Origin of the sequence: Rhodococcus sp. WY5 (genome assembly GCF_018588185.1) — a bacterium.
Taxonomy (GTDB): domain Bacteria; phylum Actinomycetota; class Actinomycetes; order Mycobacteriales; family Mycobacteriaceae; genus Rhodococcus_F; species Rhodococcus_F qingshengii.
The window spans coordinates 5764479-5780011 of sequence record NZ_JAAMPR010000001.1 but is presented as its reverse complement, the minus strand read 5'-3'; the positions used below and the strand labels follow the sequence as shown (position 1 = coordinate 5780011).

Here is a 15533-nt window from a genome sequence, read left to right as displayed (position 1 = left end):
CGGCGGTGACCGATTTAGCAGAACGCCGACCGTTCCTCAGCGCCTTCGCGGATCTCTCGACCGCCGTCGATCTGGCCGACACCGCCGCCTTCACCGTCGACGACAATGACGACGACGATCCGGTGCTGCTGACGTCGCCGGACGGTTTCGAGGTCGACACCTGGCGGGAGGGCTACCCGTACGACGCACGGATGCCTCGGGACGAGTACGAAATGTCCAAGCGTCTGCTGCAGATCGAACTCCTCAAGCTGCAGAACTGGTCGAAGGAAACCGGCGCACGGCACGCCATCGTGTTCGAAGGACGCGACGCTGCCGGCAAGGGCGGAACGATCAAACGATTCATGGAGCACCTCAATCCTCGCGGCGCACGGGTCGTCGCATTGGAGAAGCCGTCGGCCCGCGAGTCGACGCAGTGGTACTTCCAGCGCTACGTGCAGCACCTTCCGGCTGCCGGGGAACTGGTGATGTTCGATCGGTCTTGGTACAACCGGGCCGGGGTCGAGCGGGTCATGGGTTTCTGCACCGACGAGGAGCATGAGCGATTTCTGCGCCAGGTGCCGTTGTTCGAGCAGATGCTCGTCGACGACGGCATCAGCTTGATCAAGTTCTGGTTCTCGGTTTCCCCGCTGGAGCAGCGCACGCGGTTCGCGATCAGACAGGTCGATCCCGTGCGGCAGTGGAAGCTTTCGCCGATGGACATCGCTTCTCTGGACAAGTGGGATGCGTACACGGCGGCGAAGGAAGAGATGATCCGGTTCACCGATACCGACACCGCTCCGTGGACCGTCATCAAGAGCAACGACAAGAAACGCGCACGGATAAACGCGATGCGTCACGTGCTCAGTCAGTTCGATTACGACAACAAGGATTACGAGATCGTGGGTACTCCGGATCCGCTGATCGTGGGAAGCCTCGAATAGTCGGCGCGTGGGCTCTGCCCATCCGCGGCGTGGGTGGTTAGTGTGAGTTGAATGGAGACCGTACCGATCCAACTCCCCGACGGCACCGTGACCCCGATCCGTCTGTTTCCCGGACCGAACGACGACGCACCCGTGGTGGTGATGTTGCCCGGGCTCGGAGTTCCCGCCGGGTTCTACGATCCGGTGGCGCAGGCCCTGGTCGAAGCCGGCTTCAATGCGGCCATCGGTGAACTGCGTGGCCAAGGTGACAGCAAACCGCGCCCGAGCGCGTCGAGTGTTTTCGGATATCAGGAACTGGTCTCGATCGATTGTCCGGCGACGTTCGAGGTGGTGCGTGAGCGGTTTCCGGCCAGCACACCATTTCTGATGGGGCACAGCATGGGCGGCCAGATCGGGGTCATGTACGCGTCGAGGATTCGGGGCCGGCTCGGCGGACTGATCCTGGTTGCCTCCGGATCGCCGTATCACCGCGGATTCCCCGGAATCCGTGCGCCCGGACTCTATCTGGGTTCGTCCGCGATGTCGGTGACAGCCAACATCGCCGGCTTCTGGCCTGGAGACCGGGTCAACGTCGGCGGCTTCGGTCGACAGTCGAAAGTACTGATCACCGATTGGGCCCGGTTCGCCAGGACCGGTCGCATGGAACCCGTCGGTGCGGATATCGACTACGAGGAGCGGATCGCTCGCCTGACCTTGCCGGTTCTGTCGATCACGATCGAAGGGGACGATCTCGCTCCACGCCGGTCGGCAAAGAACCTGGTGGACAAGCTCTCCGGGGCCCAAGTGACGATGACGCACATCGACGAACCACTCGGTCACAACGGTTGGATACGCAATCCCACCGCTGTGAGCGAGCGCGTCGTCGCGTGGTTGCGCGACCGCTGAAAGATCAGGCGAGTTTCTGCCAGAGGAACTCGTAGGTCAGCGCAGTCTTGAAGGCCAGCTGAGCATTGTCCGCGGCGCCGCCGTGGCCACCCTCGATGTTCTCGAAATACAGCACCGGCTTGCCCAGCTCTTCCAGCCGTGCGGCCATCTTGCGGGCATGCGCGGGGTGGACGCGGTCGTCGCGGGTGGACGTCGCGATCAGGATCGGTGGGTACGACGCGGCGGCGTCGATGTTCTGATACGGCGAGTACTCCGAGATGAATGCCCACTCCTCCGGGACATCGGGGTCACCGTATTCGGCCATCCACGAAGCGCCGGCCAGCAGGAGATGGAATCGGCGCATGTCCAGCAGCGGGACCTGACAGACGATGGCGCCGAAGAGCTCGGGGTACTTGGTCAGCATGATGCCCATCAGCAGGCCGCCGTTGCTACCGCCCTGAGCTGCCAGAAGATCCGGGGTCGTGATTCCGCGATCGACGAGGTCTCTCGCGACGGCAGCGAAGTCTTCGTGCACCTTGTGGCGCCCGGCCTTGAGAACCTGTGTGTGCCAACCGGGTCCGTACTCGCCGCCACCACGAATGTTCGCAACCACATAGGTTCCGCCCTGCGTCAGCCAGGCACGGCCCAGAGAACCGCTGTACGACGGTGTCAGCGAGATCTCGAATCCGCCGTACCCGTAGAGCAGGGTAGGGCCGGGCTCGCTACGCGGACTGCGCACCACGAAGTACGGAACTTGGGTGCCGTCGGCAGAGGTGGCGAAGAACTGCTCCGTGGTGATGCCCTCGGCGTCGAAGAACGCGGGAGCCTGCTTGAGGGCAGTGGGTTCGGTTTCGCCGATCACGCCGTGCAAAAGAGTTGCAGGGGAGGTGTATCCACTCGAATTGACGAAGTACTCGTTGCTGACATCAGGGTCGGTGTCGAGAATTTCGATACTGGTCAGTTCTGGAAGCCCTTCGAAAGGTCGATCCTCCCAGCCGTTTTCGCCCGGCGTCAGGATTCGCAGCGTCGTGCGCACGTCGGTCAGGACCACCAGAATCAGATGATCGCGTGTCCAGGTGTAGTGCTCGAGCGAGGAATGTGCGTCGGGTTCGAAGATCGATGTCAGTGCTCGTGAGCCGGCAAGGAAATCGTCGTAACGGATGGCAAGCAGTGCGCCGGTCGGATATTCGGTGTCCTCGACGGCCCACACGGACTTGGTGCGGATCAACAACCACTCGTGGTGAATCGAGATCCCGGCGTCCTCGGGGACGTCCACGAGCACCAGTTCACCGTCGGGGCGAACTTCGAAATGCTGAGAGTTGTAGAAATCGACCGAGCGAGTGACGAAGTCCCGTTCGAACCCGGGCGTCGGATCGTGCGAAGCCGAGATGGCCACGTCCGTGGCCTGGCCCGCGTAGACGGTCTCGGCGCTGGAGAGGGGAGTGCCGCGCTTCCACCGCTGGGCCAGACGGGGATATCCGGAATCGGTGAGCGACCCCGGTCCGATATCCGTTCCGACGTAGACGGTATCGATGTCGATCCAGTCGATGTCGGTCTTGGCCTCGGGAAGGTAGAAGCCGGGATTCTCGCCCTCGGGAGCGAGGAACTCGCGCTTGTCGATGTCGAACTCGCGAACGACCGCCGCGTCTGCCCCGCCGCGGGAGAGGTTGATCAATGCACGGTTGCGGTGTGGCCGTAGAAGTTGCGTGCCCTTCCAGACCCAGTTCTCGCCCTCGGCCTCGGCCAGGGCGTCGAGGTCGACCAGGACGTCCCATTCCGGGTCGTCGGTGACGTACTGATCGAACGTCGTGCGTCGCCACAATCCGCGAACGTGGGTGCTGTCGCGCCAGAAGTTGTAGAGGAACTCACCTCGACGGCGGACGTAGGGGATTCGCGCGTCGGTATCGAGGATCTCGCGCACGTCGCTCTGTAGTCGATCGAAGCGCTCGTTGTCGGTGAGCTGCTCCTCGGTCACGGCATTGTGCTGACGGACCCAATCGAGTGCAGACTCACCGGTCACGTCTTCGAGCCAGAGGTAGGGGTCGTCGCCGGTGGTGGGCTGCTGATCGGAAGTCATACGTCCATTCTTACTGCTCGCTCCCGACAGCACTCGACCCCGCTCCCGAAACACTGGAGCGGGGTCGAGTGAGAACGAATCGGGTCAGACGCCCAGGGAGTGAGCGAGCATCGGCCAGGAGTTGTGGAGATCGTCCTGCCAGTAGCCCCACGAGTGGGTGCCGGTCGGCTTGAAGTCGAAGGTGGCCGGGATCTTCAGATCGCTCAGGCGGTAGGCGAGGTTGTGGGTGCAGTAGTTGACCGCTGCCTCGATGACGCCGCCGACGATCGCCTGGTTGGCGAGCGCACCGACCTGACCGTTGATCGCGGGATTGGCGAGAGTGTCGTGTGGGCCGGGGAGTCCGGAGCCGGTGGAGACGTAGAGTTCGGTGCCGCGGAGCTTCTCGGCGTTGAGGACCGGATCGTTGTCCTTCCAGCCCTGACCGTCGAGCGGGCCCCACATGTTGGTGATGTCAGCTCCGCCGCGGGTACCTGTGACAAGTTCGATCGCACTCTGACCGACGGGGGTGCTGGTCTCAGCGCATCCGCTGTACGCCCCGACGCCCTTGTAGAGGCCGGGAGCCGCGATGGCGAGGTTGAGGACCGAGGTCGCGGTCATGGAGATCGCGGAGATCGACTGGACCTTGTTGGTGTTGAACTCGGCGTCGATGACGGGCGGGAGTTCCTTGGTGAGGAACGTCTGCCACTTCTGGCGACCGAGAACCGGATCGTCGTTCACCCAGTCGGTGTAATAGCTGAACGCGCCTTCGAGTGGAGTGACGACGTTGACGTTCTTGTCCTGGAAGAAGTTCATGACGTCGGTCTTGCGTTGCCAGGTCGCCGAGTCTTCGCCGCCGCCTGCACCGTTGAGCAGGTAGAGCGTCGGGCGGGGTTCGCTGCCATCTGCGGGGAGGATGACCTCGAGCGGGATGTTGCGATCCATCGCCGGGGAGAAGACCGAGATGGTGACCTTGCGGTCGCCGGTCTTGGTGTTGCTCACGACGTGCGATCCGGACGTGTCACCGCCCGCAGAAGCTGTCGCCGGACTGATCAGCATCGGCAGCACCGTGGCCACTGCGAGAGCTGCGATCACACTGCCACGCTTGAAAATTCGAGCACGCATACGTTCGGATCCTCCACCTGAATGTCTTCGGATCCGGAACGGATCGAAGTGCCTGTGAGCCCTTACTGGAACAGGTTCACTTTTTGTTATGTGTCAGTAAAGCAGAGCGGGCGCAGAAAGTGACGCGATTCGATTGCCTGACAATTGAATTGGCCCCGGAATTAACCCCCGAATCAACCCCCGAATCGGCCCAGACAAGCACTCGACCCCGCTCCCGGAAGTGCAGGGAGCGGGGTCGAGTCGGAACGATTTCGGTCAGATGCCCATCGAACGAGCGAGCATCGGCCAGGAGTTGTGGAGATCGTCTTCCCAGTAGCCCCACGAGTGGGTGCCGGTCGGCTTGAAGTCGAAGGTGGCCGGGATCTTGAGATCGTTGAGGCGGTAGGCGAGGTTGTGGGTGCAGTAGTTGACTGCTGCCTCGATGACGCCGCCGACGATCACCTGGTTGGCGAGTGTGCCGACCTGTCCGTTGATCGCCTCGTTGTTCAGGGTGTCGTGCGGGCCGGGGAGTCCGGAGCCGGTGGAGATGAAGAGCTCGGTGCCGCGGAGCTTCTCGGCGTTGACGACGGGGTCGTTGTCGATCCAGCCCTGGCCGTCGAGGGGGCCCCACATGTTGGTCACGTCAGCGTCGCCGCGCATGCCCACAACCAGTTCGATGGAGGACTGGCCGACCGGTGTGCTGGTCTCGGCGCATCCGCTGTATGCACCGACGCCCTTGTAGAGGCCCGGAGCTGCGATGGCGAGGTTGAGGACCGAGGTCGCGGTCATCGAGATCGCGGAGATCGACTGGACGCCGTTGGTGTTGAACTCGGCGTCGATGACGGGCGGGAGTTCCTGGGTCAGGAACGTCTGCCACTTCTGACGGCCGAGGGACGGGTCGTCGTTCACCCAGTCGGTGTAGTAGCTGAATGCACCTTCGAGCGGGGTGACGACGTTGACGTTCTTGTCAGCGAAGAACTCGTTGACGTCGGTCTGACGCTGCCACGTCGCCCGGTCTTCGCCGCCGCCTGCACCGTTGAGCAGGTAGAGGGTCGGGCGGGGTTCGCTGCCGTCTGCCGGGAGGATGACCTCGAGCGGAATGTCGCGTCCCATGGAAGGTGAGTACACCTTGATGGTGGCGATGCGCCCGTTGTCCGTGCGGCTCGAGAGCTTGGAACCCGTTGTGTTTGCCTTGGCAACAGTTGCCGTGGTGGTCGACGGATCTCCGCCTGCGGACGACACTGCAGGGCTGATCAGCATCGGCAGCACGGATACTGCGGCTACAGCGGCGACCAGACGGCCACGCTTGAAAGTGCGAGCACGCATACGTTCAGAAACCTCCACCTAAAATTCCTTCGAATCCGCCCAGGAGTGAACGGTCCTTTGTTGCTGTTCCCGTACGGGAATTCATGCTGGGTACATGCTCTGTCGATAGGTACAGGGCGTGTGAGTCTTGTAAGTTCTACCGCATCGGTGCGTTATCCGCCAGTGAACCAGAGATTTGCTGAACGTACGACCAGTTTCAGGTGAATTTCCCTGATCATCGACGGGATTAGTGAGTGAACCGGACATATCCACTATGGGAACAACATTGTTGCCTACCTCTGCAGTCGAACGCGTCTGTCGAAGATCTTCTCCGATATCAGCGCCCAGCGGGGAGTTACGTTTCGGTGAACGTCGGTTACTCGCCGCAGACTCGCGCGGACTCGACGGCAATCGCCAAGAGTTTCGCGTGGCAGGCGCGGGTCGAGTTCCCGGAGATCACCCCTGTCTTCACCGTCGACGGCGTCGTCGAGATTCAGGAGTCCGGCGGAATCGCCCTGGCCTTCGACCTGGAGGACTCGAATCCGCTGGAGGGAGACCTGGCCAACGTCTCGTACTTCTACGACCTCGGAGTCCGCTCGATGTTGCCGACGTATAACTACATGAACGCTGCCGGCTGCGGCTGCTTGGACCTGGCGGACACGGGGTTGAGTGGATACGGCCGTGACCTGGTTGCCGAGATGAATCGCGTCGGAATGACGGTCGACGGCTCACATTGTTCTGTACAGACGGGGTTGGACATCTCAGCTATCACCCAGCGAGCAATGATCTACAGCCACTCGAACCTCCGAAGGTTGTGGGAGCATCCGCGCAACATCACCGACGATCAGGCCAGAGCGTGTGCGGAGACCGGCGGCGTCGTCGGGATCAACGGCGTGGGCATATTCCTCGGCGTCAACGGACCGGATGACGACCAGGCTCGGCTGTCCGCGATGGCCGACCACATCGAAGAGGCTGTGGGACTCGTCGGCATCGATCATGTCGGGATCGGCTCCGACTTCTCATTCGACGCCGACGACTTCCGCGAAGAGATCGAGCAGAACCCGTCGTCGTTCTCCGAGGCGTACACCGCGTGGGGGCCACTGCAGTGGACTCCTCCGGAGGAGGTGCTGACACTTGATCAGGTATTGCGTGAGCGGGGCTTCGACGAGCCGTCGATCGAGGCCGTGTACGGCGGAAATTTCGCCCGAGTTGCCCGAGAAGTGTGGGCTACCGACGGGTAATACGACCATCTGGGGACAGCGAAACGATGCAGGACTAACCTGGTGAATCGTGACCTCACACTATGACGTCGTTGTCCTCGGAGCCGGCCCCGGTGGGTACGTCGCTGCTATCCGCGCGGCACAACTGGGCCTGAGCACCGCCATCATCGAGCAGAAGTACTGGGGCGGTGTATGCCTGAATGTCGGCTGCATTCCGTCCAAGGCGCTTCTCCGTAACGCCGAACTCGCGCACATCTTCACGAAAGAAGCGAAGACGTTCGGCATGTCCGGAGACGTGTCCTTCGATTTCGGCTCCGCTTTCGATCGCAGCCGCAAGGTCGCGGACGGGCGAGTCAAGGGCATTCACTTCTTGATGAAGAAGAACAAGATCCCGGAGTACGACGGCAAGGGCACGTTCGTCGACGCCAACACCATCAGCGTGGAGCTGAGCAAGGGTGGCACCGAGACGATCACGTTCGACAACGCCATCATCGCGACCGGTTCGTACACCAAGCTGCTGCCCGGCACCTCGCTGAGCGAGAACGTCGTGACCTACGAAGAGCAGATCCTCACCCGTGACCTTCCGGGTTCGATCCTCATCGTCGGTGCCGGCGCGATCGGCATGGAGTTCGGTTACGTCCTCAAGAACTACGGCGTCGACGTCACGATCGTCGAGTTCCTCGATCGGGCACTGCCCAACGAGGACGCCGACGTCTCGAAGGAAATCGCCAAGCAGTACAAGAAGCTCGGCGTCACCATCAAGACCGGTGCCGCTGTGCAGTCCATCAGCGACGACGGCAGCAAGGTCACCGTCTCGATCAAGGACAACAAGTCCGGCGAGATCGAGACCGTGGTCGTCGACAAGGTTCTGCAGTCCGTCGGCTTCGCACCGCGCGTGGAGGGCTTCGGTCTCGAGAACACCGGTGTCGCGTTGACCGATCGCGGCGCCATCGCGATCGACGACTACATGCGCACCAACGTCCCGCACATCTTCGCCATCGGTGACGTCACCGCCAAGCTGCAGCTCGCGCACGTCGCAGAAGCTCAGGCTGTCGTCGCTGCCGAGACCATCGGCGGCGCGGAGACGCAGACACTCGGTGACTACCGGATGATGCCGCGTGCGACGTTCTGCCAGCCGCAGGTCGCCTCGTTCGGTTTGACCGAGGAGCAGGCCAAGGCCGAGGGCTACGACGTCAAGGTCGCGAATTTCCCGTTCGCTGCCAACGGCAAGGCACACGGTCTCGGTGACCCGACCGGTTTCGTCAAGCTGATCGCCGACAAGAAGTACGGCGAACTGCTCGGCGGGCACCTCATCGGACCGGACGTTTCGGAACTGCTGCCCGAGCTGACCTTGGCCCAGAAGTGGGACCTCACGGTCAACGAGTTGGCACGCAACGTCCACACCCACCCCACGCTCAGTGAGGCACTGCAGGAAGCGATCCACGGCCTCGCCGGCCACATGATCAACTTCTGACGGCAGGGCCTTCGGCCCCGTGCGCCTTTTCGGTAGTTCGCACTACCGGAAAGGCTCACGGGGTTTTTCGTCTTTTGTGTCGAGTTGTGTTGCGAAACCGCCATCTGAGGCCTTCGAGTCGGGGTGTAGGCGCGCAACGCATTAGCGTCCCGAGTCGACCATTCGGCTTTCGAAGGACCACTCATGAAAACTCGTTCCGTACTGCTCGCGGCTTGCGTCGCGCTGACGCTCTCCGCCTGTGGAACCTCAGGTGACTCCGGATCGGACGCCGAAGCTTCGGGTGCCGCCGAGGTGGGGGCGTTCCCCGTGACCGTCGACCACGCCTACGGTTCGACGACGATCGACGCGGAGCCTATGCGCATCGTGACCATCGGATGGAGTGGCCAGGATGCGGTGATCGCACTGAACAAGGTTCCGGTCGCCATGGAGAGCTTCTCCGGCGCCGGCATCGAGAACAACATCCTGCCCTGGGACGCTTCGCGTCTGAACGGTGCCAAGCCTGTTCTCATGACGACCAATCCCGATATCCCGTTCGAGCAGATCCTCGGGCTCGATCCCGACGTGATCCTCGCCGTGTACTCCGGCATCGACGAGGGCGAGTACAAGCGTCTCAGTGACATCGCGCCGACCGTCGCGTTCCCCGACCAGCCGTGGGATACGGCGTGGGACAAGCAGATGAGCATGATCGGTGCAGCGCTCGGACAGCCGGAGCAGGCTCAGACGCTGATCGACGAGACCGGGGCGTACTTCGAGAAGCAGGCCGCTGATCACCCACAGTTCCAGGGCAAAACCGCAACGTATGCAATGCGCACCGACGAGGGCCTGATCGTCTTCTGCGGCACCGACCCGCGGATCCGTCTTCTCGGCCAGCTCGGGGTGAAGACCTCGCCCGGTGTCGACGCAGTGTGCACTTCCGGCGACAGTTCGGTGTCCGTGGGCATGGAATCCATCGACACACTCGACGCCGACGTCTTCATTCTCGTCGACGCCGACGGCACCAACCTGGACAAGCTGATGTCCTTCGGTCCGTTCGCGAACATGACCTCGGTGTCGAACGGCCGTCTGGTTCGTCTGGTCGGAATGGACTACGCGATGGCTACGTCCGCTCCGACGGTGCTGAGCGTTCCCTACGCATTCGACGAGTTCATCGCTCAGCTCTCGGACAAGTTGAGCTGATTCCGGGCGTCGTACGACGCTTGTGACGCAACGATTTTCGGCACCTGCGATTCGAGTAGTTCGATCAGGGCCGTGATCTTTGCGGCGACGTCGGCGCCGAGTTCGGTCAGGCTGTATTCCACTTTGGGCGGGATGGTTTCGAGTACCTCACGGTGCACGAGGCCATCCCGCTCGAGTGTTTGCAGGGTCTGCGAGAGCATGCGCTCGCTGACTCCGTCGACGCGTCGGCGCAGGGCACTGAACCGGTACGGACCCTCGTTCAGTGCTGCCAGTGCGAGTGCGCCCCAGCGTCCGGTTGCATTCTGCAATGCCGCCCGAGAGTTGCACCCGCGAGCGAAGACGTCAGCCTCGAGGGTTGGGTCCACGACGTCGGCATTCGGATCAGGAGTCTGGGCAGCACGTGAAGGTGAGTCGGTGCTGGTCATGAACCCAGGCTACTACTGCACGATCCGATAGCGCTAACTCGCCGTGTTGCACTTACGAAAAATAAGTGCATGATGGTTGCAGAACGCATTTACGCTTCAACCTGGATCGGGAGTTCGCATGAGCATTGCAGTCACCGGCGCAACCGGAAACCTCGGACAACTGGTAGTCGAGTCGTTGATCGAGCGGGGAGCCGCCGCGTCCGACATCGTCGCAGTGGTCCGCAATCCACAGAAGGCGGAAAGCCTCGCCGCCCGCGGAGTAGTTGTACGCCAAGCGGACTACGCCGATGCCTCGGCGTTGGAAACCGCATTGGCGGGCGTCGACAAGCTGGTGCTGATCTCGGGAAGTGAAGTGGGGTCACGGCTCGCGCAACACACCAACATCATCGACGCGGCGAAGGCTGCCGGCGTCGGATTCATCGCCTACACGAGCATATTGAATGCTCAGGACACGCCGATGAAGCTTGCTGCCGAGCACAAGGCGACCGAGGACGTGCTCACTCGGAGCGGTATTCCGTTCGCGCTGTTGCGCAACGGTTGGTACTGGGAGAACTTCACCAACGACCTGGCCGGTGTGATCGAACGCGGCGCACTGGTCGGTGCGGGAGCGGAAGGCAAGATCGCGGCTGCGGCGCGTGCGGATTACGCCGACGCCGCAGCAGTAGTCGCGACCACCGATGGCCACGAAGGCGCAGTGTACGAGTTGGGCGGTGACGAGAGGCTCACCTACGCCGAATTGGCCGCAAAGATCAGCGAATTCGCCGGCAAGCCCGTCGCGTACCAGTTCGTGGACGCGGAGGCATACGAAGGCATTCTCGAGAGCGTCGGACTGCCTGCACCGGTTGCGCAGATCCTCGCCGATTCCGATGCTGCAATTGCCAAGGGGGCGTTGGACACCGAGTCTGGCGACCTGCAGAAGTTGATCGGCCGCAGCAGCACTCCGGTGGCTGAGGTGTTGAGGAAGGCCTGACCTGCTGTGCGCCTTTATTAACCGCGGGCGGTTAATAAAGGCGCACAGGGGTTACCCCATGTGGACTGCACCCTCGGCGGGCAGATCACCCTTCTTGGCGCGGACCAGAACCAGCACTACCGGTGCGATGATCGCCAACAAGATTGCCGCCCAACCGAATGCGGCTGAGTATCCGGATACCTCGGCGCCGAAGAAGTAGTCCGTCATCGAGGCGACGAAGTCCTGTACCGGCTGGGGGAGTAGTGCCAATTGATCGCCGGTCGGGATGGTCGCATTCGACATGTCGACAGGAATGCCTTCCGGCGGGATCGGCGCCGCGTTGTCGGCGGTGAAGGCCGACTTGGCCGAAGCGTAGATCGTGGTGAACAGTGCGGTTCCGAGTGCGCCGCCGATCTGCAGGGTGGCGTTGACCAGGGCACTGGCAGCGCCGGCGTCGTGGTCGGGGACACCGATCAGTGCGAGGTTCTGCATCGGCACCATCAGCAGACCCAGTCCGAAGCCGAAGATCGCGAGGCCGGGGAACACGTGCGTCCAGTAGGAGCTGTGTACCTCGATCTGGGTCAGCATGAGCAGTCCTACTGCTGCCACCAGCGGGCCGGCGACCATGAGCGGCTTGGGGCCGATCTTGGTGGACAACTGCGCTGCGATGGTCGACGCCAAGACGATGAAGAACGCCATCGGCAGCGATCCGACGCCGGCCATGACCGGGCTGAATCCGAGCACGATCTGCAGGTAGAACGTCAGGTACAACGTGCCGCCGAGCAGGGCGGCGCCCACCAGCATGGAGCCGATCAGAGCAGCGCCGCGATCGCGATGCCACGGAACGCTCAGCGGTAGGAGCGGATTCTTGCTGCGGCTCTCGACGACCACGAAGATCGCGAGGAAGACCAGACCCAGTGCGATGAACAGCAAAGTGTCCGCCTGACCCCAGCCGTGCTCGGCGCGTGTGAATCCGTAGACCAGTGAGCCGAGCCCCAGGGCGATGAGGACAGCGCCGGGAAGGTCGTAGCTCGTGTCGCCGTGCGCTTTGGTTTCCTTGACGATCGGGACGGCCGCAGCGATGGCGATCAGCGCGATCGGGATGTTGACGAGCAGGCACCAGCGCCAGTCGACGTACTGCGTCAGCACTCCACCGAGGAGAAGGCCGATAGCAGCGCCACCGCCGGAGATCGCGCCGTAGACGGCAAAAGCCTTGGCGCGCTCCTTCTCTCCGATGAAGGTGGTGGTGAGCATCGACAGCGCAGCGGGCGCGAGCAATGCTGCGAAGACGCCCTGGCCGGCGCGAGCGATGAACAGTTCGATACCGCTCTGCGCGATGCCGCCGATGCCGGAGGCAACCGCGAAGCCCGCCATGCCGACGATGAAGGATCGCTTTCGGCCCCAGTAGTCGGCGATACGTCCGCCGAGGAGCAGCAGCGCACCGAACGCCAAGGCGTACGACGTGACCACCCACGCGCGGTCAAGGTCGCTTATGCCCAGTTCCTCCTGGGCTGCCGGTAGGGCGATGGAGACGATGGTGCCGTCGAGCACCACCATGAGTTGAGCGAACGCGACGATGCAGAGCACCAGCCAGCGACGTTGATGATTCGGATTCTCGGAGACAGCCGGGATCGGTGGCAGAGTGCCGCCGTCGACGTGGGACGTGGTGGTCATTGGAAAAAGGTATTCCAGCCTTCTCGGGTGAGTCAAACGAAATAGTTCGTTCGGTTACCATCATCACTATGGCTCCCACTGACGTGACCGCGACGAAACAGCGAATCCTCGACGCTGCGCAAGAAGAATTCGGCACCTATGGGCTTGCCGGTGCGCGCATCGATCGGATTGCGAAGAACGGAAACGCCAGTAAGGAGCGCCTCTACGCATATTTCGGTGACAAGGTCGCGTTGTTCCACGCGGTGCTCGACGTCGACTTCGAGCAGGCGATGGAATCCGTCGAGTTCACCGGTGAAGACATGCCCGCGCATGCTGTCGAACTGTTCGACGCAATGCTCGGCAAACCACAGATTCAACGGATGATGATCTGGGGTCAATTGCAGGGTGAGGCACCACGGATGAAGAAGTTGGCCGAGGAACATTCCAGCTGGGTTCCGCGAATGGCCACGATCCGCAAGGCTCAAGAAGACGGCCTCATCTCGAAGCACTGGGACCCCCAGGACCTGATCACGATGCTGTTCGGCCTCGTGTTCGGCTGGGTGGTGGCCCCCGGTGTGGCCGACAACCAGAACGTCGACGCCGACGAGATCGCGCGCCGCCGTGAAGTGGTGCGCGAGGCCGTCACTCGAATCTGCAAGCCGTGACTGTCAGCGAGAGAGGTACGCGGCCCAACCGCCGTAGTCGGTGATGTCAGCTGCGCCGTTTACGGCGTCATGAGTGCAGCTGAAACCGACTGTCGTTCTGCCGTCGGATAACTCGACGCTCGTGAGCGCCATCGGTGCAGGCAAGGCGGCGAGGAATGTTCCCAGCCCGGCCGGTGAGATTCGGAAGATCTCGCCGACGACCGGTGCGCCGAGTCCAGGGCCACGGCGTACCAGGCCGGGCTTCGGTGGCGTCGTGTCGAGAGCGAAGAGCCGGTAGGCATCCGAGGTCATGACGGTTTCGACGTACCGCGCGCCGAGGTCGACCAACTGTGTGTTGAGGGGTTGCCCGCGCAGGTGAGCGCCGAATACTGCGAGGTCGATTCCGGTATCGACGAGGGTGGGTGAAGGCACACCACCGAGTCGCGCAGCGAGGTCGATGGCGATCTGGTCGTCGAAAGCGGGTACGACGAACATGACGCCGAACGGGTGATCTTCGGCAGTGCGGTGTCCGGGCGCCGCGACGGCCGCCATGTCGAGCAGGTTGCAGAAGTTGGTGAAAGTTCCCATCCGGCGGTTGATTCCGAACGGATCCTCGGTCACGGCGGCAATCGTCGGGTGTTCGGTGGTGGTGGGAAGCAGTAGGGCGTCGAACCCGGCGAGGAGTTCCCGGGCGGCAGCCTTGGCGCGGGTGAGAGCATCGAGATCGTCGACTAGCTGGTATCCGGTGGGGTGCTTCGCACCGAGCACGATGTCGGACACCGCGGGATCTGCTCCGGCAGGACGAGTTTCGAGGAACTCGCCGGCAGCGGCGTATCGCTGCGCCACCACGGCGCCGTCGTAGAGCAATCGGGCCGCGTCGAGCAGTCCGGATATGTCGACGGTCTCGGTCTCGGCGCCGCCGGCTACCAGAGCTGTCACAGTGTCCTGAAATGCTGCTGTATACGACGGGCTCAGTTGAGCGAGATCCTCGATTCGGGGGACGGCGACGCGGGGATTCGGCGCCGCCGCGAGACGAACGTCGGAAGGCCAGACGCGGCTGCGGGGATCCCGAGGTTCGTGGCCGATCATGATTGCCGCTGCCGCGGTTGCCGATTCGAGGTCGTCGGCAAATACCGTCAGAGCGTCGTAGTCCACGCAGGCGGGCACTACTCCGTGGGCGGGGATGACGCCGAGCGAGAGCTTGAGTCCGTAGATCCCGTGGAACGCTGCCGGCACCCGGCCCGAACCGGCAGTGTCGGTGCCGATTCCGATGTCTGCAATTCCCAGCGCGACAGCGACGGCGGATCCGGAGCTACTACCGCCCGAGATCAACTCTTCGTCCCAGGCGCAGCGAACGGCTCCGTACGGACTGCGCGTTCCGACCAGTCCGGTGGCGAACTGGTCCAGATTGGTCTTCCCCAGAACAACAGCCCCGTGCTCGATCAACCGCGCAACGGCACTGGCGGTTTCGTCCGGCGAATACGCGAATTCGGGGCACGCCGCTGTGGTCGGCAGACCGGCGACGTCGACGTTGTCCTTGACGGCGACCAGACGCCCAGCCAGAGGAAGATGCTCGCCCGTGGCGATTCTGGCTTCGACCGAAGCGGCATCGGCAAGCACATCTTCCTTGCGGCGCAACGTGATCCAGACTTCGGGGCGATCTACTTCCTCGATCCGCTGGAATGCCTGCTCGACCCGGGCTGTCGGGGTGAAAACTTCTGCTGCGATGGTCATGGTGTGTACTGC

At 62.7% G+C, this 15533-nt stretch carries 13 protein-coding genes; 7 read left to right on the top strand and 6 right to left on the bottom strand.

The window, feature by feature from the left end; genetic code table 11:
• Nucleotides 1-5 precede the first annotated feature (5 nt).
• Together ppk2 and G4D79_RS26610 are read left to right on the top strand one after the other, a co-directional pair.
• The gene (gene ppk2, locus G4D79_RS26615) at nucleotides 6-920 is read left to right on the top strand and encodes a polyphosphate kinase 2 (protein WP_024487730.1); all 915 of its coding nucleotides are present in this window, start codon (nucleotides 6-8) and stop codon (nucleotides 918-920) included.
• 51 nt (nucleotides 921-971) lie between these two features.
• Complete coding sequence (locus tag G4D79_RS26610; protein ID WP_020906717.1) at nucleotides 972-1805, top strand: alpha/beta fold hydrolase; 834 nt, start codon at nucleotides 972-974, stop codon at nucleotides 1803-1805.
• A gap of 4 nt (nucleotides 1806-1809) precedes the next feature.
• On the opposite strand, the gene G4D79_RS26605 is transcribed toward G4D79_RS26610, so the two are convergent.
• The 3 genes from G4D79_RS26605 to G4D79_RS26595 all read right to left on the bottom strand — a co-directional run bounded on the left by G4D79_RS26605 (nucleotide 1810) and on the right by G4D79_RS26595 (nucleotide 6267).
• The gene (locus G4D79_RS26605; RefSeq protein WP_214514564.1) at nucleotides 1810-3861 is read right to left on the bottom strand and encodes a prolyl oligopeptidase family protein; all 2052 of its coding nucleotides are present in this window, start codon (nucleotides 3859-3861) and stop codon (nucleotides 1810-1812) included.
• An 84-nt stretch (nucleotides 3862-3945) separates the two neighbouring features.
• A complete protein-coding gene (locus G4D79_RS26600) occupies nucleotides 3946-4962 on the bottom strand; it encodes an alpha/beta hydrolase family protein (protein WP_003941485.1) in 1017 nt (338 codons plus the stop codon).
• A gap of 255 nt (nucleotides 4963-5217) precedes the next feature.
• Entirely contained in the window at nucleotides 5218-6267 is a 1050-nt protein-coding gene (locus G4D79_RS26595; protein ID WP_021343370.1) for an alpha/beta hydrolase family protein, read from the bottom strand.
• Nucleotides 6268-6500: 233 nt separating this feature from the next.
• On the opposite strand from G4D79_RS26595, the gene G4D79_RS26590 reads away from it, so the two are divergent.
• The 3 genes from G4D79_RS26590 (at nucleotide 6501) to G4D79_RS26580 (ending at nucleotide 10116) form a co-directional block, all read left to right on the top strand.
• Nucleotides 6501-7487 (top strand): dipeptidase, encoded by a 987-nt coding sequence (locus tag G4D79_RS26590; RefSeq protein WP_058038501.1) that lies wholly within the window; start codon nucleotides 6501-6503, stop codon nucleotides 7485-7487.
• A gap of 49 nt (nucleotides 7488-7536) precedes the next feature.
• On the top strand, nucleotides 7537-8940 hold the full coding sequence (gene lpdA, locus G4D79_RS26585; RefSeq protein WP_003941477.1) for a dihydrolipoyl dehydrogenase: 1404 nt from the start codon (nucleotides 7537-7539) through the stop codon (nucleotides 8938-8940).
• Between the two features lie 183 nt (nucleotides 8941-9123).
• Nucleotides 9124-10116, top strand: a complete 993-nt coding sequence (locus G4D79_RS26580) for an iron-siderophore ABC transporter substrate-binding protein (protein ID WP_054781530.1) — start codon at nucleotides 9124-9126, stop codon at nucleotides 10114-10116.
• On the opposite strand, the gene G4D79_RS26575 is transcribed toward G4D79_RS26580, so the two are convergent.
• Entirely contained in the window at nucleotides 10092-10541 is a 450-nt protein-coding gene (locus tag G4D79_RS26575; RefSeq protein ID WP_007735410.1) for a helix-turn-helix domain-containing protein, read from the bottom strand. The genes G4D79_RS26580 and G4D79_RS26575 overlap by 25 nt on opposite strands.
• A 118-nt stretch (nucleotides 10542-10659) precedes the next feature.
• Between G4D79_RS26575 and G4D79_RS26570 the strand changes: the two genes are divergently transcribed.
• A complete protein-coding gene (locus G4D79_RS26570; RefSeq protein ID WP_214514563.1) occupies nucleotides 10660-11511 on the top strand; it encodes an SDR family oxidoreductase in 852 nt (283 codons plus the stop codon).
• Between the two features lie 51 nt (nucleotides 11512-11562).
• On the opposite strand, the gene G4D79_RS26565 is transcribed toward G4D79_RS26570, so the two are convergent.
• A complete protein-coding gene (locus G4D79_RS26565; RefSeq protein ID WP_003941517.1) occupies nucleotides 11563-13164 on the bottom strand; it encodes an MFS transporter in 1602 nt (533 codons plus the stop codon).
• Nucleotides 13165-13232: 68 nt separating this feature from the next.
• Here G4D79_RS26565 and G4D79_RS26560 point away from each other — a divergent pair, with 68 nt between their 5' ends.
• A complete protein-coding gene (locus G4D79_RS26560) occupies nucleotides 13233-13808 on the top strand; it encodes a TetR family transcriptional regulator (protein WP_003941498.1) in 576 nt (191 codons plus the stop codon).
• A 3-nt stretch (nucleotides 13809-13811) separates the two neighbouring features.
• Here G4D79_RS26560 and atzF read toward each other — a convergent pair whose 3' ends face one another.
• A complete protein-coding gene (gene atzF, locus G4D79_RS26555) occupies nucleotides 13812-15521 on the bottom strand; it encodes an allophanate hydrolase (RefSeq protein ID WP_214514562.1) in 1710 nt (569 codons plus the stop codon).
• Nucleotides 15522-15533: the final 12 nt, after the last annotated feature.

Bases quoted from the DNA above. Each gene is read 5' to 3' on its own strand.
- G4D79_RS26595 (WP_021343370.1), bottom strand. From the start codon at position 6,267: ATGCGTGCTCGCACTTTCAAGCGTGGCCGTCTGGTCGCCGCTGTAGCC.
- G4D79_RS26580 (WP_054781530.1), top strand. From the start codon at position 9,124: ATGAAAACTCGTTCCGTACTGCTCGCGGCTTGCGTCGCGCTGACGCTC.
- G4D79_RS26570 (WP_214514563.1), top strand. From the start codon at position 10,660: ATGAGCATTGCAGTCACCGGCGCAACCGGAAACCTCGGACAACTGGTA.
- G4D79_RS26610 (WP_020906717.1), top strand. From the start codon at position 972: ATGGAGACCGTACCGATCCAACTCCCCGACGGCACCGTGACCCCGATC.
- G4D79_RS26600 (WP_003941485.1), bottom strand. From the start codon at position 4,962: ATGCGTGCTCGAATTTTCAAGCGTGGCAGTGTGATCGCAGCTCTCGCA.
- G4D79_RS26560 (WP_003941498.1), top strand. From the start codon at position 13,233: ATGGCTCCCACTGACGTGACCGCGACGAAACAGCGAATCCTCGACGCT.
- G4D79_RS26575 (WP_007735410.1), bottom strand. From the start codon at position 10,541: ATGACCAGCACCGACTCACCTTCACGTGCTGCCCAGACTCCTGATCCG.
- atzF (WP_214514562.1), bottom strand. From the start codon at position 15,521: ATGACCATCGCAGCAGAAGTTTTCACCCCGACAGCCCGGGTCGAGCAG.
- G4D79_RS26565 (WP_003941517.1), bottom strand. From the start codon at position 13,164: ATGACCACCACGTCCCACGTCGACGGCGGCACTCTGCCACCGATCCCG.
- G4D79_RS26605 (WP_214514564.1), bottom strand. From the start codon at position 3,861: ATGACTTCCGATCAGCAGCCCACCACCGGCGACGACCCCTACCTCTGG.